The 23802-nt window shown below is 41.7% G+C and carries 20 protein-coding genes and 1 pseudogene; 8 read left to right on the top strand and 13 right to left on the bottom strand.

All coding sequences use genetic code 11. The features are described from left to right. Nucleotides 1-109: 109 nt before the first annotated feature. The 3 genes from G399_RS0104075 to G399_RS0104065 all read right to left on the bottom strand — a co-directional run bounded on the left by G399_RS0104075 (nt 110) and on the right by G399_RS0104065 (nt 7123). Nucleotides 110-3403 carry a S41 family peptidase gene (locus G399_RS0104075; RefSeq protein WP_006009050.1) on the bottom strand — a complete coding sequence of 1098 codons (3294 nt, stop codon included), beginning with the start codon at nt 3401-3403 and terminating at the stop codon, nt 110-112. Between the two features lie 689 nt (nt 3404-4092). Next, complete coding sequence (locus tag G399_RS0104070; protein WP_006009046.1) at nt 4093-5865, bottom strand: class I SAM-dependent methyltransferase; 1773 nt, start codon at nt 5863-5865, stop codon at nt 4093-4095. 163 nt (nt 5866-6028) lie between these two features. Further along, nucleotides 6029-7123, bottom strand: a complete 1095-nt coding sequence (locus G399_RS0104065; RefSeq protein WP_006009044.1) for a PTS sugar transporter subunit IIC — start codon at nt 7121-7123, stop codon at nt 6029-6031. 364 nt (nt 7124-7487) lie between these two features. Here G399_RS0104065 and G399_RS0104060 point away from each other — a divergent pair, with 364 nt between their 5' ends. Beyond that, the gene (locus G399_RS0104060; RefSeq protein WP_006009041.1) at nt 7488-7817 is read left to right on the top strand and encodes a DMT family transporter; all 330 of its coding nucleotides are present in this window, start codon (nt 7488-7490) and stop codon (nt 7815-7817) included. Between the two features lie 121 nt (nt 7818-7938). Here G399_RS0104060 and G399_RS0104055 read toward each other — a convergent pair whose 3' ends face one another. Continuing rightward, on the bottom strand, nt 7939-8691 hold the full coding sequence (locus tag G399_RS0104055) for a hypothetical protein (protein ID WP_006009039.1): 753 nt from the start codon (nt 8689-8691) through the stop codon (nt 7939-7941). A gap of 367 nt (nt 8692-9058) precedes the next feature. On the opposite strand from G399_RS0104055, the gene G399_RS0104050 reads away from it, so the two are divergent. Continuing rightward, nucleotides 9059-10354 carry a cystathionine gamma-synthase family protein gene (locus G399_RS0104050; RefSeq protein WP_006009035.1) on the top strand — a complete coding sequence of 432 codons (1296 nt, stop codon included), beginning with the start codon at nt 9059-9061 and terminating at the stop codon, nt 10352-10354. A 529-nt stretch (nt 10355-10883) separates the two neighbouring features. Beyond that, complete coding sequence (locus tag G399_RS0104045) at nt 10884-12980, top strand: TonB-dependent receptor (protein WP_006009033.1); 2097 nt, start codon at nt 10884-10886, stop codon at nt 12978-12980. Nucleotides 12981-13251: 271 nt separating this feature from the next. Here the strand turns inward: G399_RS0104045 and G399_RS0104040 are convergent, their stop codons facing one another. From G399_RS0104040 to G399_RS22840, 9 genes are all read right to left on the bottom strand, one after another. Continuing rightward, nucleotides 13252-13686 carry a hypothetical protein gene (locus G399_RS0104040; RefSeq protein WP_006009031.1) on the bottom strand — a complete coding sequence of 145 codons (435 nt, stop codon included), beginning with the start codon at nt 13684-13686 and terminating at the stop codon, nt 13252-13254. Between the two features lie 470 nt (nt 13687-14156). Further along, nucleotides 14157-14624, bottom strand: coding sequence for a hypothetical protein (locus G399_RS0104035; RefSeq protein WP_006009030.1), 468 nt, complete (start codon nt 14622-14624; stop codon nt 14157-14159). Nucleotides 14625-14658: 34 nt separating this feature from the next. Beyond that, nucleotides 14659-14796 carry a hypothetical protein gene (locus tag G399_RS21905; RefSeq protein WP_006009028.1) on the bottom strand — a complete coding sequence of 46 codons (138 nt, stop codon included), beginning with the start codon at nt 14794-14796 and terminating at the stop codon, nt 14659-14661. Between the two features lie 59 nt (nt 14797-14855). Next, nucleotides 14856-15209, bottom strand: a complete 354-nt coding sequence (locus tag G399_RS0104025) for a hypothetical protein (protein ID WP_026843441.1) — start codon at nt 15207-15209, stop codon at nt 14856-14858. Nucleotides 15210-15332: 123 nt separating this feature from the next. Continuing rightward, complete coding sequence (locus G399_RS0104020) at nt 15333-15713, bottom strand: hypothetical protein (RefSeq protein WP_006009024.1); 381 nt, start codon at nt 15711-15713, stop codon at nt 15333-15335. Nucleotides 15714-15841: 128 nt separating this feature from the next. Next, a complete protein-coding gene (locus tag G399_RS0104015) occupies nt 15842-16465 on the bottom strand; it encodes an RHS repeat-associated core domain-containing protein (protein WP_006009022.1) in 624 nt (207 codons plus the stop codon). A 208-nt stretch (nt 16466-16673) separates the two neighbouring features. Beyond that, entirely contained in the window at nt 16674-18209 is a 1536-nt protein-coding gene (locus tag G399_RS0104010) for a Fic family protein (RefSeq protein WP_006009020.1), read from the bottom strand. Between the two features lie 275 nt (nt 18210-18484). Continuing rightward, nucleotides 18485-18802 (bottom strand): tyrosine-type recombinase/integrase, encoded by a 318-nt coding sequence (locus G399_RS0104000; protein ID WP_006009018.1) that lies wholly within the window; start codon nt 18800-18802, stop codon nt 18485-18487. Next, complete coding sequence (locus G399_RS22840; RefSeq protein WP_342339853.1) at nt 18792-18965, bottom strand: DUF6538 domain-containing protein; 174 nt, start codon at nt 18963-18965, stop codon at nt 18792-18794. Before G399_RS22840 ends, G399_RS0104000 begins: the two co-directional genes overlap by 11 nt. A 490-nt stretch (nt 18966-19455) precedes the next feature. Here G399_RS22840 and G399_RS0103995 point away from each other — a divergent pair, with 490 nt between their 5' ends. From G399_RS0103995 to G399_RS22725, 5 genes and pseudogenes are all read left to right on the top strand, one after another. Beyond that, the gene (locus tag G399_RS0103995) at nt 19456-20577 is read left to right on the top strand and encodes a hypothetical protein (RefSeq protein WP_006009016.1); all 1122 of its coding nucleotides are present in this window, start codon (nt 19456-19458) and stop codon (nt 20575-20577) included. A gap of 297 nt (nt 20578-20874) precedes the next feature. Continuing rightward, nucleotides 20875-21183 (top strand): hypothetical protein, encoded by a 309-nt coding sequence (locus G399_RS20150; RefSeq protein ID WP_034896128.1) that lies wholly within the window; start codon nt 20875-20877, stop codon nt 21181-21183. 24 nt (nt 21184-21207) lie between these two features. After that, entirely contained in the window at nt 21208-21441 is a 234-nt protein-coding gene (tnpB, locus tag G399_RS20145) for an IS66 family insertion sequence element accessory protein TnpB (protein ID WP_081585719.1), read from the top strand. An 87-nt stretch (nt 21442-21528) separates the two neighbouring features. Continuing rightward, nucleotides 21529-23109 (top strand): annotated as a pseudogene (gene tnpC, locus G399_RS20140) (IS66 family transposase). A 318-nt stretch (nt 23110-23427) separates the two neighbouring features. Continuing rightward, complete coding sequence (locus G399_RS22725) at nt 23428-23550, top strand: hypothetical protein (protein WP_006009010.1); 123 nt, start codon at nt 23428-23430, stop codon at nt 23548-23550. The last annotated feature ends 252 nt before the right edge of the window (nt 23551-23802 follow it).

Below are 23802 nucleotides of genomic sequence, written 5' to 3'. Positions count from 1 at the left end.
AGAAGTCGTAACGCAAGTCAAGATAGGCATAACGCCCTTGTAGGCTATGAAGTGTAGTTGCATAACCAAATTCGTCATCGGATAGAGGCGGCAATTTACATGTCAGTATTTACCCTCTCCGCTTAACTTGCTTGAGCAATTCTTCCACCGATCTTTTCAATTGGGGATCAATACCGCTTGCTTTATAAGCAGGCGGATTGAATACTTCGATGTCGGGTTTAGCCGGCACCAACTCCATGTTTTCACCCGACTCTTTTTCCCACCAACCTCTAAACGGCATGCGCACTGTTGAGCCGTCCACCAGACGATAAGAGCCTGTACTAATAACCGCACCAAACGTTGGACGACCAACCAATTTGCCTAAGTTAAGTGCCTTGTAAGCATGGGAAAATATTTCTGCGTTGGAGTAACTGTTTTCGTTACTAATGGCAATAGAAGGTTTTGTCCATGCCGATAAGGGCAAACGTTCAGCAAAAGGGTAGCTGTTTTTGAACTTACTATGCTCTTTGTCGAGATCATTTGCCGCACCACGCGGAATAGTATAGGAATGTTGTTTGACGCTAAGCACGGCAATTAAATAGTCCGTTGTCCAGCCACCGCCGTTGTATCGAACGTCAATAACAATGCCTTCTTTACCATGACCCGCGGCCATTAACTCACGCTCAAAGCGTTCAAAACTGCTCCAATTCATACCGCGAATATGCAAATACCCCAAGCGACCTTTAGCGTATTTATCCGTTAGACTACGTCGTGTTTCAACCCAATCATCGTACAGTTCAGCACTGAGGCTTGAAGTGGGCCATATGACCACTTCTCTTGACGTTGACAACCCGCTATCCTGACTGCCTGCTGCAGAAGCGTGCACGCTTAACAACACCGGACTGTCGGCTTGATCAATGAGAAGAGAATAAAAATTCTGCTCCCCAATCGCTTGCTGATTTACCTGCGTGATGACGTCTCCGACATTGAGTGTGCTTTCTTCTCTGCTTGCAGGGCTGCCTTGTAGGACCGAGGTTATTTCAAAACCATTTTTCGTGTGAATTCCTTCAACGCCAAGTAAACCGGTGCGCTGAGATTGTGTTTGCTTCTGATCTTCCCCTCTCGACAGTCCCATGTGACTGGCATTAAGCTGACCCAGCATCAAATTAAATATGTATTGAAAATCTTCTTTGGTTGAGGCCTTAAGTGCTATAGGTCTGTATTTTTCACGTAAGGCAGTCCAATCATTACCATGAAATTTGGGATCGTAAAAGCCAGCACCAAGGGCCCGCCAAGCGTCATCAAATATCTGTTCGCGTTCACCAATATGATCGATAATAGTGAGTGACGACACGCTTAAATTTTCCGATTTGTCATCCTTAGTAGAAATTCTTACCATCTTGCCGCCTTTAGTAAGCGCAAAAATAGACTTACCTTTATCAGCCAATAATAGATTGCTTGGCTCAACGTCACCCTTAAGCACCGTTTCTTTGTCCTCGCCGTCCCACTTTATTTTGTAGAGATTGCGATCAATTTCAAAATTCTGCCTACCCGAACCACCAATGCTGTAATAAACATGATCGCCTTCTTGATTAAACACCAGACCAACTTCGTTGCCTGTGTATCGAGTAACTTGTTGGAGTCGTTTATACATGCCCTCAAAGTCGATTTTCATAATAGCGACTTCGGTTTCGGCCTCCTTCTCGTTGTCGTTGTCGTTGTCGTTGTCGTTGTCGTTGTCGTCAGACTCTTCTTTGTCGTTGTCCTTTTTACCCTTCGCTTTTTGAGTGTCTTTCTTGTTATCGCGTTTTTCGCTGCGTCGCCATTCTTCTTTTGAACGCTGCCAATCCTTTTTAGTTAACCATGCAAACCAAATATCGTAGTCACCGTTATTGCGCATTGAGCTAAAGCCCAACTTACTACCATCAGGACTCCATACCGGGTTAATATCGCCGCGCGGGTGCATACTGACATTCACCGGCGCTTGGCTATTGTCAGCGGCGTGGATGTATATTTCTTCATTGAAGTTAAGGTCGGATAGCGAGTAAGCTAACCAACGATCGTCAGGTGACCAAGAGACGCCGGAGGGCGAATCCCAGCCATCTAACAGCACCTTGCTATTGCTCAGTTGGCCTTGCTTGTCGATGTCAGCGCTAATTAATTTTCCGCGTCCTTGTTGGTACACAATGCGTTTGCCGTTGTGTGAAATTTTAGGACTAAGTTCATCTTCTGTCGACAGGCTAATTTGACTGATGTTATGTTTTAAGCTTTCGAATAGGCTCGGTTGCTCTGGATCGTCTGAACTAAGCAGATACAGATCTTTGTTGCCAGCGCGATCTGATACAAATATCAACGCGTTGTCGTTTAACCAAATTACGTCTTCATCGCGCGCAGCGCCCTGAGTTAGGCGAACACTTCGACTATCCTCTTTATCGTTGCGAGTTACATAAATATCACCGCGCACCACATAGGCGGATAATTTTGCGTTAGGAGATACCGCGTATTGATCAATGTCGTTACTGACTTTTTTAGCGACTATTGGATCAAATCGAACATCGCTTTTTACATCAATATTAATGGTATTCGCGTTGCCTGTTTGTACATTTAAGCTAACAACCTTATCGCCGGCTTGATAAACGATAACGTCACCCTTTGCAGTGCTGCTAAATGAGTTTATACCAAATTCAGTTTCGGATGTTATTTGCTGCGTACGCCCTTTTAGGGTGCTGCTGTGCACATTGTATTTGCCGCTGCGAGGTGAAACGAAATAAATCGTTTCATTATCAATCCATTTCGGCATAAAATCAGCGCCAGCATGGTCAGTGAGCTGCTCATATGAATTGGCTTTTATGTCGTAAATCCAAATATTACGATTGGCAGGTCCACGATAGTCCTCTCTTGAAGTGCGGGCAGTTCCACGCACGAAAGCCACTTTATTACCGTCTGGCGATATGCTCGCGTCAAACCCCAATGCATCCATAAAGCGCGATTCAGTGCCCTTACCTTCTACGCTCACACTAAGCACTTCAGGTTCTCTCTCAACTTGGGCATACAAGCGTCGGCTATTAAATAACACCTCATTATTAGCTGTAAACCCAATCACACTATCGTTCGCCGAATGATAGGTTAAGCGCTGAGCAGAACCACCAGAAGCAGGAATAACAAACACATCGTCGTTGCCAAACCTGTCGCTGCTAAACGCAATCAGTTCACTGTTATCGTTCCAAACAGGATTTTTTTCATAACCTTCATGGATAGTTAATCTGTCAGCACGTCCACCAGAAGTGGCAACAGTCCAAATATCTCCTTGATACGAGAAGGCAATTTTGTCGCCATCCGGACTAATATTAGCTTGTAAAATGAGGGATTGCGCGAGGACAGATTGAGCAATCATTCCCAGTAGTAAGATCGTTAGCAGCTTCATCTCAATATCCTTTTGATTTACGTGTTTTTAAATAGCGATTATTCGAATAGGCATTATTTAAATGCCTGCAATGCGCAACATTGACTTGAGCTTTTAATACAAATTTTTAGACTGAAGAAGAATAAACGAAGTCACTAGTGTATTCAATAGACATCTACGTTGTTCGGTTTATAGGCAGGAGACCCCTTATTTAGCCGATGAGTTCGCTGGCATTAGCAGTGGTTGAAGCTTGTTCTTTTGTAGATTTGTTGTGTCTATGTCGAAAGATGAGATCTTGGAACGGGCGCTTAGTTGAATTTTCTTAAACAGGATTCGGTTAACTAATTATTTACTCACTACATCAGTGCGTGAAAGAATAACTGGCAATGGCGGTACTGTCATGTTCGCCAGAATATACATTCATGACAGCAATGAACTTTTGTTGGCGCAAACCAAACTACTGACGCGCGAGAGCAAGGAAAAAATTTCTTATTATTGAATAATTTACGGTTACAAACTGTCGAGTATGAGATAAAGCTTATGAAACTCAACTATGAAGAGTTTGCGTTGTTAATCTGAATTCATAGTATCAGTCATGCGCTAATAAAATGAATTCACGGTGAAAGTCTAGATATTGTTTTTGTCCTGAGGTAAATGAAGTGGAATAGTTAATTTGGCCACCTAACTAAACCTTACATGCTCCTGCTATGCTACCACTCGTTCAACTGCTGCATCTCTTTCAAACGGGCCCGTTGTAACAGCAACGCTTCAAACAAATCATCGATTGATATGTTATCAATCGACAGCCCTGGCAATGCAATATTAGCCTCAGCAAAGAAACGTCGCCTGCAGGTTAATTCATTCCCTAAATCAATATCATCAGCCCAAGCCATATTCCACCATTGCAACATGCGCTCTCTAGCATCAACTAGTTTTCGTTCTGTTGGCAGTCTATCTCGCTTTTCATTATTTATCTTCGAGTTGCTAGGCACTAAATTCCACAAATCATTATTAGGCCAGCGTGCAAATGGCATACTGTGATCTATATCATATTTGCGATTAAGTGTTTTGGCTGACCACACGCACTGCATTGTTTGATTTAATTTTAACGATTCAAATCTATTGCGCACTTCGGCAGTGGTACGCTTCGGTTCTAACCATTGAAGTGCATTATGCATATAGGCTCGTTTATCAGCCCCAACATCATTTTGGTTGCCTTTGTAACTAGCCATCGCTTTTACCCATTCATTCACCAATACGGGCTCAATCCAACAAGCATATCGACTTAACGCCAACCATGTTGATTCTGGTAACGAGAACTCCCCCCACTGCGCTAGCGTTTCTAAATCAAGAAATAAACTGTCTTTCGGCCTTACCGTCTTTGCTGCAACTTCAAACACACGAGCATCACTATTGGGAAGTGTGATGTATTTACTGGGCATGTCTCTTATATTTTGTGCACTTGCCGATAAGGTTTTGTGCAAAGACTTTGCATCTTCACCTATAAACAAATTACCAATACGAAAATCAGAGCTCGTTCTATGGTTTAACTTGGTCCAACCGCCATCTTTCATAAAACCCATATTTGGACTTTTGTTAGGCGTTTGAAATAACTTATAATGATCAATAAGATCTTTGTATTGATGTATCCAATACAAAGCCACTAATCCGAGCGGCAAAATGACTCTGTCGCCGTGCAATGATGTTTCCCGTCTCAATACTGCGCCGGGTTGACCGTCAGCAATCCTCAACAATACTCTAAGCAACGCAAGCTTGTGAGTTGCGGCTTTGCCATCGTTGATGGCGACATGGCGTATAAATGGAAACGCACCAGTGCCGTCATCGGGCATTTGCAATACCAGCGTTTGCCAATGAACGCCATCACGACCTAATTTGTCTTTCTCGTTCTGGGCCTCTAACTTTGAGAACAATCCAAGGTTTTGCGCTATATGCTCAAGCTCTTCAACACTGACATCATACATCTGGCGTTTTTTTTGCTCTTCAACAGTCGTGCCAAATTTGAGTGAAATAATGATCTTACCACCTGGCTTGAGCAAATTAGCGAGTTTGCGCATAGACCGAGCCCGCTGGCTTGGAGGAACGTGCATCCAAACGGCACTCAGTAAAATTAAATCGAAACTCACTTCCAGCCGAGTTGTTTTCTCCAAAGCAGGTAAGGGATCTTGTAACCATTGGACGTTTTGATTGCGCGTGGTTTCTTGCCCTACTTTCATCATTTCGATGGCGGGTTCTGCCGCATAGATTCTGCAATTATTACCTTCGTTGCCATAATGCGCAGAAATTTCTGCAATGTGGCTCACATCTCTTCCAGCACCTGCCCCAACATCCAAAATAGTTGAACTTGGTTTTTTGAGTATTGGGGGTAAGTGGTGAGCCCAATTATGATGGACATCATCGAACGATAGCGACAAATATTGTTGTGCTAACTCTTCAACTCTGTCGTTATAATAATTGTCGGACAAATTTAAACCTCGTAACTTATTTCATCAAAAAGCAATCCGTTGATTAAGAGACTCCTATATTCATAATACCTCTAGTTAGGTGGCCAAATTAACTATGCCGCTTTACGCAGTCATTCTTAAACTAAAGCAAAATCAACTCCTGTTACATAGAACGGGATGATGGTTAAGGCAATTTCATATCACCTGCTACTATCCAACCTAGTCGGCGCATCATATAAGCGACACTCCAGGCGATAATAGCGGGTAGTACGAACATCAATAATATAATTGCTGTCCATAACTGCGTACTGCTCATTATATCTTGCGAGGCTTCAATGACTCCAAATACGCCGACTAGACCTGCGGTACCCATACCAGCTCCCGTTGCTGTGCAGGCAAGCTGAAAACCGACAGTAGCGATAGGACCAACGATAGCGCTGGCGACTACAGCAGGTAATAAAATTAATGGCTTTTTTAGGACATTTGGGATCTGCAACATACTAGTGCCCAACCCTTGGGATATCACCCCGCTGATGCCATTATCCTTGTAGCTAGCGACCGCAAAGCCAATCATGTGGGATGCGCAACCGACCACTGCTGCCCCGCCCGCTAAACCGCCAAGTCCAATTGAAATACATATAGCAGCGCTGGACGTTGGCAGTGTTAGCAGGATACCGACGACTACAGCGATGACAATACCCATCAACAGGGGTTGCAACTCAGTTGCTGCTTGAATACCTAAACCAATGCTATTTACCGCGGCTACGACAGGCGGATTAAGCAGCGCACAAACTATTAAGGCGACTACGCATACCACTAAGGGAATGAGTATGATATCAAGTTTGGTTTTGCCCGCCACCCAAGTCCCAGCGCGATAGGCAAAAACAGCAGCTAAATACGCCCCAATTGGATTACCCGGCAGCGCAATAAAGGCCGCAGGGCCTGCTGGTTGTGGGATGAATAGTGTACCCGTCATCAGCGCTTCAGAATGCGCGCCAAGCATGCCTGCTACCAAGCAGCTAAGGACCACCAAAGTCGGCGCTTTTAGGTAATAAGCAATACCCACACCAATACCCCCACCCATCAGCACAGAGGCCAACTTGCCGACTGATACCAAGGCTGGTAGCTGCAACCAACCGCCAATCTGCGAGATGATCAGCCCAGCGATCAATGTAACGAACAGCCCTAACGCCATACCGGTAAAAGCATCAATAAAATACGTTTGAAAGAATGCTTTAATCCTATTAGGCGGCTTTGTCACCGTGCTAGATACACTCATGAGCAGGCTCTTGAGGTAGAAGATGATAAAAAGATATAAAAAAAGTTCCCTATGTATTATGACATTTAAATTTGATAATTAATAAGACACAAGCAGCACTTTGCAGTGCGCACAGGCTGAGTTCTTTGTACATTTGCTGTGCCAGCTCCCGCATTCAGTATAAGAAGAATAAACCACCACCCTGTTCCACGCAACATGGCTTCGCTTGAACATAAAATATCAAGTACAGATGTACCTCCGCAAACGGTTAAGTTTACTAAATACTGTAAAAGTTACCTCAGCGTTCAGCTATTTTGACAGCATCCAATGCATCTAGTCCGACTTCGGGTTAATATACCGGCATATCTTTATCGGAGGGTTGAGCATGGGTTATTGGTATTTGGCAATAGCGATTGCTGCTGAAGTGATAGCAACGTTAGCACTTAAAGCATCAGATGGTTTTGCTAATGCAACCTTTAGTGCTATTTGCGTCATTGGTTATGTAATCTCATTTTATTTTTTATCTTTAGTACTAAAAACGGTTCCGATCGGTATCGCATATGCTATTTGGGCGGGTATGGGCATTTTTTTAATTACTTCAATTAGTGCAGTTATGTATAAACAAATACCAGATTTAGCTGCATTTATAGGTATGTTCTTAATTTTAGCTGGTGTTGTAGTTATTAATGTATTTTCAAAAACCGTGAGTCATTAAAAATATAACAAGCTGTTAAGGCAGGACAAAATACAGTTGGCTGTTTTTGTCCTTAACCATTTTAGTCAACAAAATGAAAGCGAACAATAAATGACCTATCCCCTTCATTATTTTTAGTCGTTTAACGCACACGGCGCCTAATAAAAAGCATTGTGACTAAACCAAAGAAAAATAGCATAAGCGTGGTTGGACTGGATACAGCACGTGTGCCATACACTTCGATTTCGTCAATTGCTGTGTCACGATTGGCGAACGTAAACTTTAGAAACCGAGCCGTAACTGTTTGTGGTGAGGCGCCTGTATTGAAATCAACCTTAACGCTCTGACCGCCGGTATAAAACACTGCGTTATTGTTTACAACGACAGCATATTCCGTATTGTCATTTCCGCTGTTGCCGTTTGCAAAGATGTCGTCGGTAAGCGCAGTTTCTATTGTAAAGAACCCAGCTTGGCGATCACTACAACAAGCACCTACGCGATAGCGACCAAACACTAGTTGATCAATTCTAGCAAAGTAACCTAAATCAATTTTAACCCAAGAGTTTATAGTGTTGCCAATCCATGATGAACCATTCCCGTACGAGCCGTCATTGATGTTAGTTTCGTCATGGAACGGATCATGACTACCTAAAACACTACTTGCTATCGCTGCTATGCCGGTCGTACCGAAAAAAGCTAAATTATTGGTGGTGTCATAAGTTTGCTTTAAGCACGAGTTGCCAGTAGAACAGCCGGGGCCTGCGTCATTAACCAATGTTCCGGTAAGGGTGGAAGAAAAATTTCCGACGGAAATCGTTGTAGCAGAAGCAAAGTTAGAAAAAGTGGCTAAACCTATTAGGCTTATCACTACAGAAAAAAGTTTAAACGTAGTCATGAGGGTTCCTTTTCAAAATTTTAAATTAAACAATATACAGCTCACCTAACTTGACATGCATTAGTCGCATCATAATTTTAAGTTAAACATATTCAGGCACTTGAATATATGACGTTAATATTTATCATTGGGCTGTAAAAAAACCTGACATTTTTAGATGCAATCAAATGGCTCAAAATAATGACGCTAGATTTATAATTTTTAATAACGGACGGTTCAATAGATTAAGTAACTGGTTTATTATCTTAAGGCTGTGTAATTTTGAGGGTGCACCATAGGATTAAAAAGCGAAATTGGCTTATTGCAGGAAAATATTGGCGTAATATTCAACAATACGTAAAACGAAACCAAAGAGAGAAATCACACAATGGCTAACGACGGAAACTACAAGAAAAGCAAAATCGGTGATCATCAGCTTAAACCTGAGACAATGATGATGTCCTACGGTTACGATCCACAATTCTCTGAAGGCTCTGTTAAACCGCCTGTTTTTTTGACCTCTACGTTCACGTTCCAAACACCTGAAGAGGGCGAAGAATCTTTCCACATTATGGCTGGCCGCAAGCCTGCTCCAGAGGGAAGTGTTGGCGGCCTAATCTACAGCCGCTTCAACCACCCTAACGTCGAAATAATAGAAGACCGACTGTCCCTTTTTGAAGGCTCAGAGTGCTCTGTAGTCTGCTCCAGCGGCATGGGTGCAATAAGCGCTATAATGCTTGCTTACTTGCGCCCTGGCGATGTGATTGTTCAAAGTGCGCCTCTATACGGAGGCACCGAAACCCTTATCCGCAAATTTCTACCTCAATTCAACATAAAAACGGCTGAGTTCGATGATGGGCTAGATGAGGAAGGCATGCTCACTGCCCTACGTGATGCTGGCAAAAAAGGCCGTGTTGCCATGGTCTTCATTGAATCACCAGCGAACCCAACGAATTCGCTGGTTGATTTTGAAGCGCTAAACCGCGTGTTAGACAGCATAGAGACAGAAACAGATCATCGCCCTATCACTGTGTGCGACAACACGCTGATGGGTCCGATTTTCCAGCAAGTCGTGCCCCAGGGGCTCGATATGGCGATGTACTCACTAACTAAGTATGTGGGCGGTCACAGCGATCTCGTTGCAGGCGCCGTGTGTGGAAGCCGTGAAATGCTGCGTCCGGTTCGCGCTACGCGCGGTATTATTGGTCTGAACCTTGACCCACATACAAGCTGGATGATTTCGCGCTCACTTGAAACCTTAAGTATCCGTATGGAAAGAGCCGCTAGTAGCGGGCAGAAAGTAGCAAAATGGCTCGCAGATAATGCCTACATAAGTGCAAAAATTCTGCATCCTGACTTCATTCAAGATAAAACTTACCAAGCTGTCTATATGCGACAATGCTCAGGGCCTAGTTCAACATTCTCGTTCGTGCTGGATGTGTCTAAATCAGACGCATTTCGACTGATCAACAACCTATCTATTTTTAAATCTGCCGTGAGTCTCGGTGGCAGCGAGAGTCTCGTTTGCCATCCAGGTAGTACAACTCATTCTGGCGTATCTACAGAATTACGAGATAAATTCGGTGTGACCGACGGCCTTATTCGCCTCTCAATTGGCTTAGAGCATCCTGACGATCTCATCGCCGATCTGGATAATGCATTTAAGATGACATTTCAAGGTTAACAAGCGGCGCGTACATAAAGATACAGTGCCATCGACTGATAACAGTATTAAGTCAGTCAATGGCACTACTAAGAAGAAGACAGTAAGCTAGCGTGTTGCGCCTTAAATACTCCTGCATACCGACCATTTGTATCGTTCACCCATCCATAGTAAATAAAATATTAACTGAGTCGCCAACAATTGAATCCATATTTACATGCTGGTTTTCTCAGCTCAATTAGCATGCTTTGCATCGAAAAAAAGGATAAATTAGTACTTTTGTGATGTCTCCTGCATTCTTAGGTCAACTGCCATTAGAGTAACAACTGAAAATACCTACCTTCTTTAACTTGTCGAACCATATATAGCCTAATTAAAAAAATACTTTCTGACGAAGGTAAACTTTTCGCGACAGATATTCACTTTTTTAAATAAACAATAATCAGAATACGAATGAGTCGTATTCTATTTATTATTTATTGTGTACAATCATGCACAAAATAATGTACATAATCCGTATTGTTTGGTCAGAAGACTTGGAGAAATAAAATTGAAATTGAAGTTAACAGTTATTGCAACGGCAGTATTAATGAGCAATATTGCATATGCTCAGAGTGAAAAAGACATAGAAGTGATCGTCGTAAAGGGACAATACCTTTCTATTAACGAATCAAACTCAATCAAGACGCCCACTCCAATTATTGACGTTCCGCAAAGCTTATCTATTTTTACGGCAGAGCAAATAAGTGAACGCGGGATCACCAGCATAGGGCAGATGATAGACTACACACCTGGCGTAAATAATTCTCAAGGTGAAGGCCATCGTGATTCCATTGTTTTTCGTGGAAACCGTTCAACAGCAGATTTTTACATAGATGGCAACCGAGATGACGTTCAATACTATCGCGCGCTTTATAACGTAGAACAAGTTGAAATATTGCGCGGCCCAAATGCGCTGTTGTTTGGCCGCGGCGGCACGGGCGGCATTCTAAACCGTGTATCAAAAAAAGCACAAGTGGGCGAGAATTTTAATGCTTATAAAGCGTCATTGAACTCATTTGGCGGATTTAACCTTGAACTTGACTCTAATATTGATACGAGCAACACATCTTCAGTCCGCATAAACGCAATGTACGAGAGCCTAGAAAATAACCGTGATTTTTTTGACGGCGAGCGATATGGGTTTAATCCAACTGCTCGCTTAGAACTAAGTGACAATACCACGGTGGATGTATCTTATGAGTATGTTAATCATCAGCGATTTATAGATCGAGGAATTCCCACAGGAACCGATGGAATGCCTGTAGAAGCCTTAAAAGATATCGTATTTGCCGATCCTAAAAATAACTATCATGAATTAGAGGCGCATATTTTTAGAGCCAATATAGCTCATCAGTTTACTGATAACATCAAAGGTAATTTCAGCGCGTTTTATGGCGATTATGATAAGGTTTACGCGAATTTTTATGCTAGCGGCTATGACCAAAACACTAACATCGTTGAGTTAGACGGCTATATTGATAACACTGTGCGCGATAATCTAATTTTATCGAGCAACATGATTGCCGAGTTTCAAACTGGGAATTTTGAACACACATTGATCGTGGGTGCTGATTTCGTTCAGACAAACTCAGACCAAAACCGCTTTAACCCTGTGTTTAGCTCGACAATTGATGATCGTGAGTTTTTTATTGCTAGTAGGCCAATTTCTTTAAGAGGTTTTGCTGGGGTTAATGCCAGTGGTGAGAGTTTCACTACCGACTTTACTGACTTAAATGATGATACCCGAGTAGGCCTCGATGTATTTTCACTGTATATTCAAGATGAAATTGAAATTTCTAAACACCTAGATATTATCATTGGCGCACGTTTCGACAGCTTTGACATAGAGGTATTTAATGCCGTTCCAAGCTCACTTGAGACACGCTCACGCAAAGATGAACAAGTTTCACCGCGCGCAGGTATTATTTATAAACCTCAAGAAAACGTATCAATCTATGCTAGCTATAGCGAATCATTTTTACCTCGCAGTGGCGAGCAATTTGCAAATATTAATGGTAATAATAATCAACTTGATCCTGACACTTTCGCCAATCAAGAGATAGGAATAAAGTGGGACTTTGCCGACGGTCTCAGTTTAACGGCTGCGTTATTTGAGAATGAACAAAGCTCGCCTCAAGTAGCAGATAACGACCCTGCAACCTTAGACATAATTGATTCTGAAATATCAGGTTTTGAACTGCAACTCGCAGGGCAAGTTACCGATGCATGGTCTGTCTCGTTTAACTACAGTACGCTAGACGGAGAAATAGTCGACCGCAACGGCGGCACAGGAAGGTCGCCTCGAGAAGTACCAGAGAGTAATATCTCTATTTGGAATACTTATCAAATTAATGATGTTATGGGTCTGGGCTTAGGCGCAACTTATCAAGATGAGAGTTTCATCGACAATTCAAATACGGCAATCTTACCAAGTTATACGCGCTTTGATGCATCCGCTTATTACGATGTCAGTGACACTATGCGTATTCAACTGAATGTTGAAAACTTAACAGACAAGTTGTATTACCCAAACTCACACTCGACTCACCAAGCGACAGTTGCTGTACCTTTTAATGCTAGATTATCAATAATTGGCGGGTTCTAAACCGATGAACAGGGCCACATTTCGTGGCCCTGTTCAATTAAACTCCCTTAGACACGCTTATCAACTAGTTGTAAAATCCCATCATATTGAACCAACAACGGTGCGCAATTGGAACACTGCGTGCTAAATAATTGGACCACAAAATGACAACAAACTGGACCACTTTTGTACTTTGTGTATTTTATGATAAAATTACGGGTAAGGTTAAAGAGAGTTTGAATTGTTATTGGGCGTAAGGTCGCAACTGCTAACGCAAACTGTTCATACCGATTTATAAGGGGAAATGACTACTGTAAAACGGCGCACGACTATCGTTGAACATAGTGTGAATAGCAGCTTCCGCGGCGGTGAAAATAGCCGCTACATTTTCATTGATTGCAGTCGTCAGTATTGTCCGAAGAGTATAAGCATGCGGGCAGTCAAACTGCGCCATTGCATCGACGTTTTTAAATATGACTAAACTTCTAAGCGCAGGAACTGTGATTGATTGAATAACCTGTTGCCAATCATCCGATTGAAAAGCTTCATCGAGGGATGCGAATTGCTGAAAATCAATCTGTGCAGTTGTAATATTTATTTCTTTCGCGGCGGACGTCACCTTACTGACAAAAGACACACGCTCACCTTCAGTGCTTTCCGAAAACAATGTAAATATGCTGTCTGGCATATCCCAGCCAACCTTTAAGAATCTATCAACTGAAATCATCTGCACCCCAAAAGTAAATCGTTAATCTAGCATTAGGCGTTTGCCGCTTTCGCCTGGTGCACAATACCAAACTATTCATTTGATAAAAACTTCATTTTTGATATCTAATGTTTGTTGCTACTAGACTTAATTTATGAGCAACGTACTACAAAAAAATTGGATTGGACGAGCTTAATGGTACTGCTAGAATACGCTGCTCAGCAAAACCAATCCACGGCGATGGTAATATTGCTCAATTCGAAGAAGGGGTTGCACTATTATGTAGCTCCGACTCCATTAACTCTAATAGCTTCAGTTAACTGGGCAGCATAAGCTGGTTGTCATGGTCATCACAAAACGGCGAGCCTAGTCAAAACAACTGGTGTCTCCACTTTAGTGGCGCTGGCACTAAGTGCTGACCTAACCGGCGACAACTGATTACTTATACCGGAAAGGGCTGCCTAGCCGAACGGTGTTATTGCCGGCTATTTTTACAATTTTACTTCACTATATTGCACAAGGTCACACTCTGGCTCGAAATCCCCATCATAAAACGTTGATTTGATTTCTACCCTATTAGGAAATGAACTTGGAAGTATTATCAAAAAGTGATCAAGTTCATTGATGAACTTTAGTCCACAATCTGCCTTTATTGTTTCGCCGTGAATAACGAGCCGAGAAGCTCGTTTTATAGAGCACCATTTCGATGTTAGTTTCTTAAAATTAATTTGACTAGCAGTCGGCTGCAAAACATCTAATTTTAGTGAACCAATTTCATCCCAATTATCAAGCTCATTAATATAAGAGCTTAATCGTAAAGTACGACCATCTTTAATCTTCAAGTAAATACAATCTGGGCGCCCATTTGTCGGTTTGACGACACTATATGATTCAATGCCGCTCTCAAATAGACTTGAAAGCGACTCTTTGAAATTACATTTAAAATTAGTTTCTATCAATGTACTTATTCTATTTTTAAAGTGGGTGTCCTGTTTATTTTCCCTGCACCAGATAAGCTAGCAATGCGCCCGACGCAAGAACAGCAAGTGAAATCGCAACCACTAGGAGCCATTCTCGACGGTCTTCGCGAAGCATTTCAGCTCGGTCCTCTTGCCATGTTTTTATGCTCATATTGAATCCGGTTTTTTAACAAATCTGAACCCACGATCTCGTAAATTACACTGACCCCTTTATTCTGATTGTTTTAGTAATCCTAATGATGCTAGAAAAGACTTGCCAGTCGAGACTAAACTATCCTTTAGACTCATGTCGAAAAATGTAAAACCTTCATTATTTTCGATATTGCTATCTGCTCTATATGATTTCGAAATACCTAAAAACGGTTTAAACATAAACGAATCATTTTTAATAATATTGTTTTCAGATAACCTATTCAAAATCAATAAAGCAACTTTAGCCCTAGCATCTTCATATGTCGATGCTTCAATGAATAACGTAGTATAAAACCCAGTCAGAGCTTGGTCTTTGTTATTCAATTTAAAGTTCAAACCTTCAATGATGAATCTATAATGGTAACTATTCATTATTCTCTAATTCTTGATCACGTTCGCGCACGTGCTCCCTCAATTCATCTGTAGATTCCCAAATCAACAGTGTACGGTTTGCTCTTTTTTAAATTAGATATTGTGAGCGCCTAGTTATTTTATTCACGACACACCATAAAGATTATCGATAAATAACTTAAATTGTGAATCTGCCTCAGGAAAAACATCGTAAGCTAAACTAACATCCTGACAAGATGCGGCTATCACATCTTGAAACGAATTATCAAAGACTAAACACCAATAACTATCATTAAACCATGCACACCAGCTTAAACTATGATCAAAAACATAAAACGAAATCATTTCACTCTTTGCACAAAAACAAGAAAAGTCTTGCCAGTTATTGAGCACTACATCATTTAGTCTGACGGTTTTTCCTGAAGACTTATAGTACCTCTCAAAATCTTCAGCGACAATTAGCTCATGGCATTTAGAGCTTTCAGCCAAGTTGAAAATAGTCTCCTCAAAAACGTCCTTTAACATCCAGTTCTCGTTTTCTTTAGATTTAATGAACGCCGCTACATTATTCCCCTTCCTGATTAGTGGAAAGTTAGAAGGGTGAATCAACGTATCATTTATCGATTTTATCAGTTTGTTGATTTGATCAAGCGTCAAGAGCTTTTATCCTCTGGGTATCTAATCTTAACTTCAGTTTTTCCGTTGGGCTTTTGAACTTCTAACGTAGGCGTACCCTGAGGGTAAGAATCACCACCGCCACTTGGATGAACATTAACTTTTCTCCCACTTCCATCACCAACGGTTCCGCCTTGCCTGCTCCCATCAGGAGATGACCATTCGCTACCCTCCTCTAGAGGAATGCTACCCAAGTCGTCGAGTGCACCATCCTGTTCTCCAGAACCTTCTAATTGGCCTTTAGCGCCTGCCTCTCCTTGGGCTGGCGACTTACCCTCTTTAACACCATCAACGGCATCCCCATTAGCCGATTCATTAAGTACCGCATCAGTTGCTACAACTGCGGTACCGACTACCGCAGCAGCCCTAAATGCTTTATACGCTTTGTATGCCTTATAAGTAAGGACTCCTGCGCCAATAACACAAGCACCACCGCAAATAGCCTTACCGTCTGGGTCAGTATACTTATAAGGATTGTTAACTGCATATGAATAACGGTTGAACCCCATTATTCCTTCCGCATTACTTAGATGACTGACCGCATCCACCGGATCATTTGAGTAAAACCGCCCAATCACTGGATCATAGTATCGTGCCTGCATATAAAATAATCCGAAACTAAATCCAGATTACTTTCTTTTGAAATGGGAATAAAGTGCTTTGTAGAGACGGCCTTACTTCTTTGGCTATATTTAACAGAACATCATCGATTCGTCGCTGAACCGCATGAAGCTTAGCATGTTTAATGAACAGTTAATAAGTGCTATCTCTTATACAACTACTAACTGTTCACTGACAAAATGGTTCAACTCAATCAAGCGAAAACACTTCTTGGTATTTACTTTCTATTTCTTTTACTTCAACATCAGTTAGTGCAGATAACTCCTTAGTTTTGGCTCTCTTCGATAATTGACCATTACTTCGACGCAAAAAATTAAGTAGTAAACTTAGACTTTTCTGAGACATGTCGAATCGATTATTTACATAGTTCCAAATCTCATCGTATCTTTCAAGATAAAGGACTTCCTCAGGAAGAACAGTGTCTACTGTCTCTTTTACACACTCAAACAAAAACTCTACTTGGCACGTCATATCCCCATATCGATACAAATCAGCCGTTTCGTTTGTTACATGAACATTATTATCTTCGGTCGGTTTCCATTCGACATACTGTAAGCGCGGCTGTGTAAATTGCTCCAACACGGCTTTGTATTCTTCTATTTTTTCTAGAATTACCGCTGAAACAGGGAAAATAACTCCTTTAGGCGTGAAGCCACTTTCAGCTAATACATGATGAATCAAATAGCGATGAATTCGTCCATTACCATCTTCTAAAGGGTGAATAATCACAAACGAAAAAGCAATGATTGCAGCAGCTAAAACAGGATGAAATCCTGAACTTTTCATTAGTTCATATGCACTTAGATAGGCAGCGAGCAATTCATCTAAATCCTCTGGCTTTGCTGATATGTGTTCAGGTATGGGTACGTTGGTTACTCGATCATGCTCACCAACAAAACCACCAACGCAACGAATTCCCGGCAGGATAAATCGACGATCTGGAATTACTACTTCTTGTAAACGCTCGATCTCTTCTACTGTTAGTGGTTGCATGCCTGCTTGACCGATGATTTTCCCCCATCGCTCTATACGATTATGAGGAGGGGCCTCTCCTTCAATGGTATACGAAGCCTTAGAATCTGAAAGCAACAGAAAAGCAGCGGCTCTTGCAAGTAAATCACTGTGAACATTACCTATATTTTTTGCCGCCTTTTGGTCTAGATTCTCCTCAATATGCTGAACAAGCTTCTCTGTTTTTCTAATTAAAGGGCAAAAGCCATTAACACCCGGTAAATTATTATTTATTCGTTGACGAGAAACTTTTGTTTTGGCACAGCCAAATTGTAGCTCTTCATTTAGCGCGTCAGCATAATTGCCATTAGTAATATCTTTAATGGGTAGATCTTGAGCTGTAATCCACTCATAGAAAAACCAAATTCTACGGCTATAAGAGCCTGTTATTTCATTTTCAATTGAAGCGGTAATGTCTTCTATTACCAAAACGCCAAATAAACTCCTCATAATTGCTAAATCAACACCTTCGTATTTTAACGCGAATGTTAATTGCGCAAACCAATGAGCTTTAGGCTGATAACGGCTTCCCCATATTAACCACCTCCCTTTGCTGCGTTTAGCATTCTTAGCTGGAACAATTGCGCATATAGAGTTAGGAGCTGGAACCCTCAGATGAAACTCATTTATAAGCCAAGCATAACCAACCAGCTCGGCTTCAGGCTCTGGATAGACTTCTTCATCAAAAAACTTTGCTCGTTTAGCTAATACCATATTACCAACCTAAAAATGATTACTTACCGTAAAAAACGATTATCACCCATGAAAAATAGTTATATAAACAATCTCACCATGAATAATGATTACAAACTATATTATGACTGAGAACTTAAATCAACTGCGTGAAAAACAATTATTAGGCGTGAAATATGGCCATATTGAATACCCTGGTGTGAATTTTGATTATCTATTGATGAGTATCATAGTAATCCATTACCAATTATCATTACAAAAAAAAGGGTAATGAAAACGCATTACCCTTTTTTTGTTTAAAAGATACTATCATCACTCAAAGCCGACGGGTGAGATTTACCATAAACCTCAGCCAACTTAGATCGCGAGACATGAGTATAGATTTGCGTTGTTGAAATATCAGCATGCCTCAACATTTCTTGAACGGGACGTGTATCAGCACCGTCATCGAACATAGCCGTTGCCGTCGCATGGCGAAACAAATAACAAGAACCTGCACGTTTAATACCAGCTAATTTCACATAGCGAGATACCATATCTGACAACTTATTAGGTTTAAAACGTTTGCCATTATTTGCTAAAAACAATGCACTACCAGAATTGTTAATTTGCATCCAAAACTGACCCACAGAGCGTGCGGTCATAAAGTTGGACTAACATAGAAGTTCTCAGAGACGCTTTAAATTCACTCTTCCCAATGATAAGCCTTAGAGATTTAGGAACAGTTTGCCTGAAGTAGTAAATACCAGAATTTGGATGTTTGTAAGGTGAAGTCATAGTGCTCATTTGTACCAACCCTTTGTACCAGTAAGCACATGAGGTCAATCCACTAAACCCTTTAAATACGTAGCCCCGCGTGATGCAAGGGCTAGACAGTGTTTGGCGGAGAGAGAGGAACGAAAAGCGGGTCTAAGCATCCATCTAACTTAAGACAGCAGATACGGCTTTACAGCTGACAAAAGAATTGACACTCCTTTCGGCAGTTCACAACCGGACACAGGACTAATAATCTTGAAATTACTACAAATCTTTGGCAAAAATGACTAGGCCACTTTACTTAAGTAAGATTGTTAGTCGTTTGTATTCTTACATAGCCTTCAGAACCCATATTATAATTTCAAGTTGAATTTGTTACATTTTTAGCTTACGGTTCAGCGAGGTCTATTTTAACAAATTATCGGCCTACTAACGGAATAAACCCAAAAGAGGCTCAACCTAGCCTTATCTAGTATGGTTTGGGTTGAACTATTATACAGAGAGGAACTCTATGAAATTTGTTTTACCAATTGTGTTATTAATTATGAGCACATCGTCAGTAATTGCTTTCCCATCGCTTGATGAAAGTGCTAGAGAGCCAACCGCTGCATTTGCTTGCAAAGATTGCGATTTGAATGCTGCGAAAAATATTGCAATACAGAATGCTCCTAAAAATACTTGTAGCATTTATCAAAATTCTCAAAATAGTACGTTTTGCGAATCTATAACTCAAACGATACTTGTTCCTGTGCATAATACAGAAAATGTGTTTAAATTTGATGTTACAACTTCCATTGATTCACGAAATCGTCCTAGAGTTAGTGTCACCAGTTTGATGCCATTATCCACTATCGAAAGTGCATTAATGACGAAATACATTGACTTTTATAAGGACTTTGCGTCTGCGGTGAACAGCGCAAGCATAACGTCGGCAGAGCTTTCTCCAATACCAGCCTATAGTCTAAGCAATAGCGCTCCTTACTCATCTTCCGGTAGCAATGATTGCTCAAGTCATCCGGTGTCGTACTTTAAGGGGTTAAATGAAAAACGGGACATCAGGACTGAGCTTGCATCACGTGTCACGGCTTCTATTGGTGGTGTCACTGCCGTTCAATATGAAAATGAAGCCTTAGTTAACAGTGCGTCTGTAGATGTGCACGTCACTGGCGGTGGTGTTTCAATTGGATTGCAGTACGTTAAAAATGATTTGGTGATAACCAGAGGTACTAGTTTTGAGAATAGATTAGCGTTTACTGCGAATGTATACAGCGACTCAACGAGGGGTAGAACTTTATTTAGCCTATCGTTGAATCCCGCACTAACGAAAATTGACGGCTTTAAGTATTCTGAAATATTTGGTGGTGGTAATATCGATATGTCAGATGTTGCCGTGACAGATTGTTTGAGAGAGTTTTTACAGGATGGAGAGCCAGTTAGTCCGTCTACACTGCCAGGAGGTGGGGACGGAACTTTTGATGACCCATTTGTTGGACCTGATATCCCAGATGGCGGTAGACTTGATTGGTGTGGATACAGAACGTCAATCAGAACGTGCATTGAGCAACCGGATGGAGGCCAAATTTGTACAGTGTCTACATATAGCTTCATTGCTCCTTGCGGTAGATTGAATTAAAACTGATTACCTTAAACACTAAGCAATAATCGATTGAAGCACTGCTAAACAGCAGTGCTTCTTAGTTTTAGGGGGTTAATTTTAATTGGCAGATGAGTGAATTCTTTGCCAGTTTGTCGGTATTGGCAAAAATTTCTGCGTTTAGGGATAATCTAGAGGTTTTTGTTAACCGTGCAGTTTTTATGTCAATCGTTAGAACTACACATGTGCTAAGCGTTTAGAATATTAGACAATAAGGTTTTCAACCACTGAGAACCAAGCATGACTAAACGTACAACCAAACAATGACAACAAATAATGCAAGTTCACGAAGAGTTTGCCGGGACCACTAAACAGTTCTGCTTTGAGCGCAAAATTCCCGTGCAAACCTTCTATTCTCGTCGCCACGCTATGGGGCTGACAACACCAATGGGCAGGAAGAAAAGCACGTCACAGAAACAATCCGCGAGATCGGTAGCAGTTGCACAATCCAATCAATTTGTGAAAGCGCAAGTATCGCCTATACCTAGCACGATTATTTTACAAACTCAGCATGCGCAATTATCATTATCAACACAATGCGATCCTATTTGGCTAGCCACCTTGCTAAAGGGCCTTGCCGCATGAGAATAAGAGCTTGATGTACCGTTAATGTCTGGCGCGTTGTTTGTCTTTACCAACCGCACCCGCAAACGCCTCAAAATTCTCTACTGGGATAGCACCGGTCTAGCCATGTGGTCCAAGCGTTTGGAAAAAGAAGCGTTTAAGTGGCCTAGCAGCACGCAAACGTCTATCAGTTTGACTCAACAACAACTTAATAGTTTATTAGGTGGCTTTGATATACACGGTCACCAGCCCTTGTTCTATGCGTCTGCGGGCTTATAACGCCAGATCATAAGCACAGATTATTGATCACGATTTAGTCTAAGTAAAAACAACACCTTAGCCATGGTTTGCGGTAAAATGCGTGCCATGAAAACACGTACCGAACAGTCTTATAATCAACGCGAAAAGCGTATTAAACTCTTGGATGAAAAAGACCTTGAGCACGGCTTGTCGGTGGATGAAGCAAAAGAGTTAATTGGCCTACAGCGTGAGCATTTAGGTTTTTTACAAGAGCAGTTTCGATTAGCGAAACATAAGCTGTTTGCCAGCAAAAATGAAGAATACCCTGGCCAAGGTGAGCTATTTAACGAAGCGGAAGACATTGCCCAACAAGTTGAAGCTGAATTAGTGGATGAGGACGAATACACCGAATATACCGCCAAGAGCAAAAAACGTAATCGAAAAGTCGTTGATGATACTGTTGAGCGTGAGGTGGTGATACACGACATTGATGAGGCCGATAAAACCTGCGATTGCTGCCAAGGCCAAATGCATGTCATGGGTTAAGATGTCACTGAAAAGCTAGAATACGTGCCGGCGACAATTAAAGTGATTGAGAATCATCGCTTAAAATACGCCTGCCGCGCCTGTGAAAAAAATGGCACCAAGACCCCGATTAAACAAGCGCCACCAGTGGCGAGAATTTTACCTAAAAGTTATGCGACCCCAAGCTTAATTGCCCAAATCATTGTCAGTAAGTTCCAATATGGCTTACCGCTTTATCGATTGGAGACCATGCTGGGTCACATTGGCATTCATATATCGCGGCAAACCATGTCAGATTGGCTGATTAAAATCAGCGCCTTATTTAAACCCATTACCTATGAGCCTTGGCACGACACCTTGCTTAAGCAAGACTACATCCGCGGTGACGAAACCACCATGATAGTGGTGGGCGATGACAATGTGAAATCGTACATGTGGGTATATAACTGCGGTGCAGACTCGCCTGCAGGAAACATCAACGGGGATGATACACCCAATATTGTGCTGTATGATTATCATCCCAGCCGCGCAGGCAAATGTGCCGCGGACTTCTTGCGGGGCTATGATGGTTATTTAGGGGTTGACGGGTATGCCGGCTATCATCTTACACAAGCCCAATTGGTAGCCTGCTTGGCACATATCCGCCGCAAATTCGTGGAGGCTAAAAAGATGCAGGGTAAAAACGCCAAAGTGGGTAAAGCCGACTGGGCACTTAATCATATTCAAAAGCTGTATCGCATTGAGATGCAAATCAAAGATAAAACGATTGAAGAACGCTACCAAATCAGACAAGCGCAAAGCCTGCCCTTGCTTAACCAATTTAAAGCGTGGTTAGACAAATCGAGCTTAACGATATTGCCAGAAAGCTTACTCGGCAAAGCCATCAACTATGCCATTAACCAATGGAGCAAGTTCATTCACTACATCGAAGATGGGCGAATTAATATCGATAACAACCGCAGTGAAAGAGCTATAAAACCGTTCGTGATAGGCAGAAAGGGATGGCTGATGAGTCAAACGGCTAACGGTGCAAATGCCAGTGCCGTTCTTTATTCGTTAATTGAAACAGCCAAAGCCTGCGGCATCAAGCCATACGATTACTTGGTGCACGTCATGCAGAAAATGATGGAAGGTAACGTCGACCCAGAAGAAATACTACCTTGGAAAGTAAACTTAAGTTAGTGTAATTCTAACGACTGACACCAAGGAATTAATTACCCAACAAGTCCCTAAATAGCCAGTCAAAAGCATCATAACTAGGCACTAAACAACACAATACCGAGCCAGTTCTATCAGGATCTGGCTCTTTTTTTAGGTAAAAAACGACAAGACTAATGATGAGAAGTTGGTCGAGATTATGATACAAAATGGTAAAAGGTATGATGGCGAAGTGGGAAATCGTATGACGTTAACGTGGCAAAGAAAATTTAGCGTTCGATAGAAGCGTGGGAAAATAGAAAATTATGCCCAGATCTTATGATAGATAACTTGGTAAAAGTTATGATATCTGCGTGGTGGTCTACACTAACGCCATTCGACTATGTGATGACAACGCTTGAGCAACTTAGTCAAGCTGAGGTTAACATCGAGCAATTGCTACCATGGCATAATGTTAAAACCTAGGTGGGATTGCCGGACGCTTACTTTTTACCAACTCCGTCCCAAATTTTGAGAATTTCGCTATTTTCCTTATCGTAAAAATCTGAGAGGCTTAATTTCTTCTTAGAGCAATATGTTATTGAAAAGTAGAAGTTGCGCCCTACCACGAAAGTCAGAAAAATAAGTGATATCGAAATGACAAATACTAAGATTTCTCTGAGTAGCGACCAGTATTCGACGGAGCTTAGGTAGATTATGAAACCACCAAAACCTTTC

It is taken from the genome of Brumicola pallidula DSM 14239 = ACAM 615, from assembly GCF_000428905.1.
Classification (GTDB): domain Bacteria; phylum Pseudomonadota; class Gammaproteobacteria; order Enterobacterales; family Alteromonadaceae; genus Glaciecola; species Glaciecola pallidula.
Note: the sequence above shows the minus strand (reverse complement) of the source record. Positions and strands in the feature narration are given on the sequence as shown.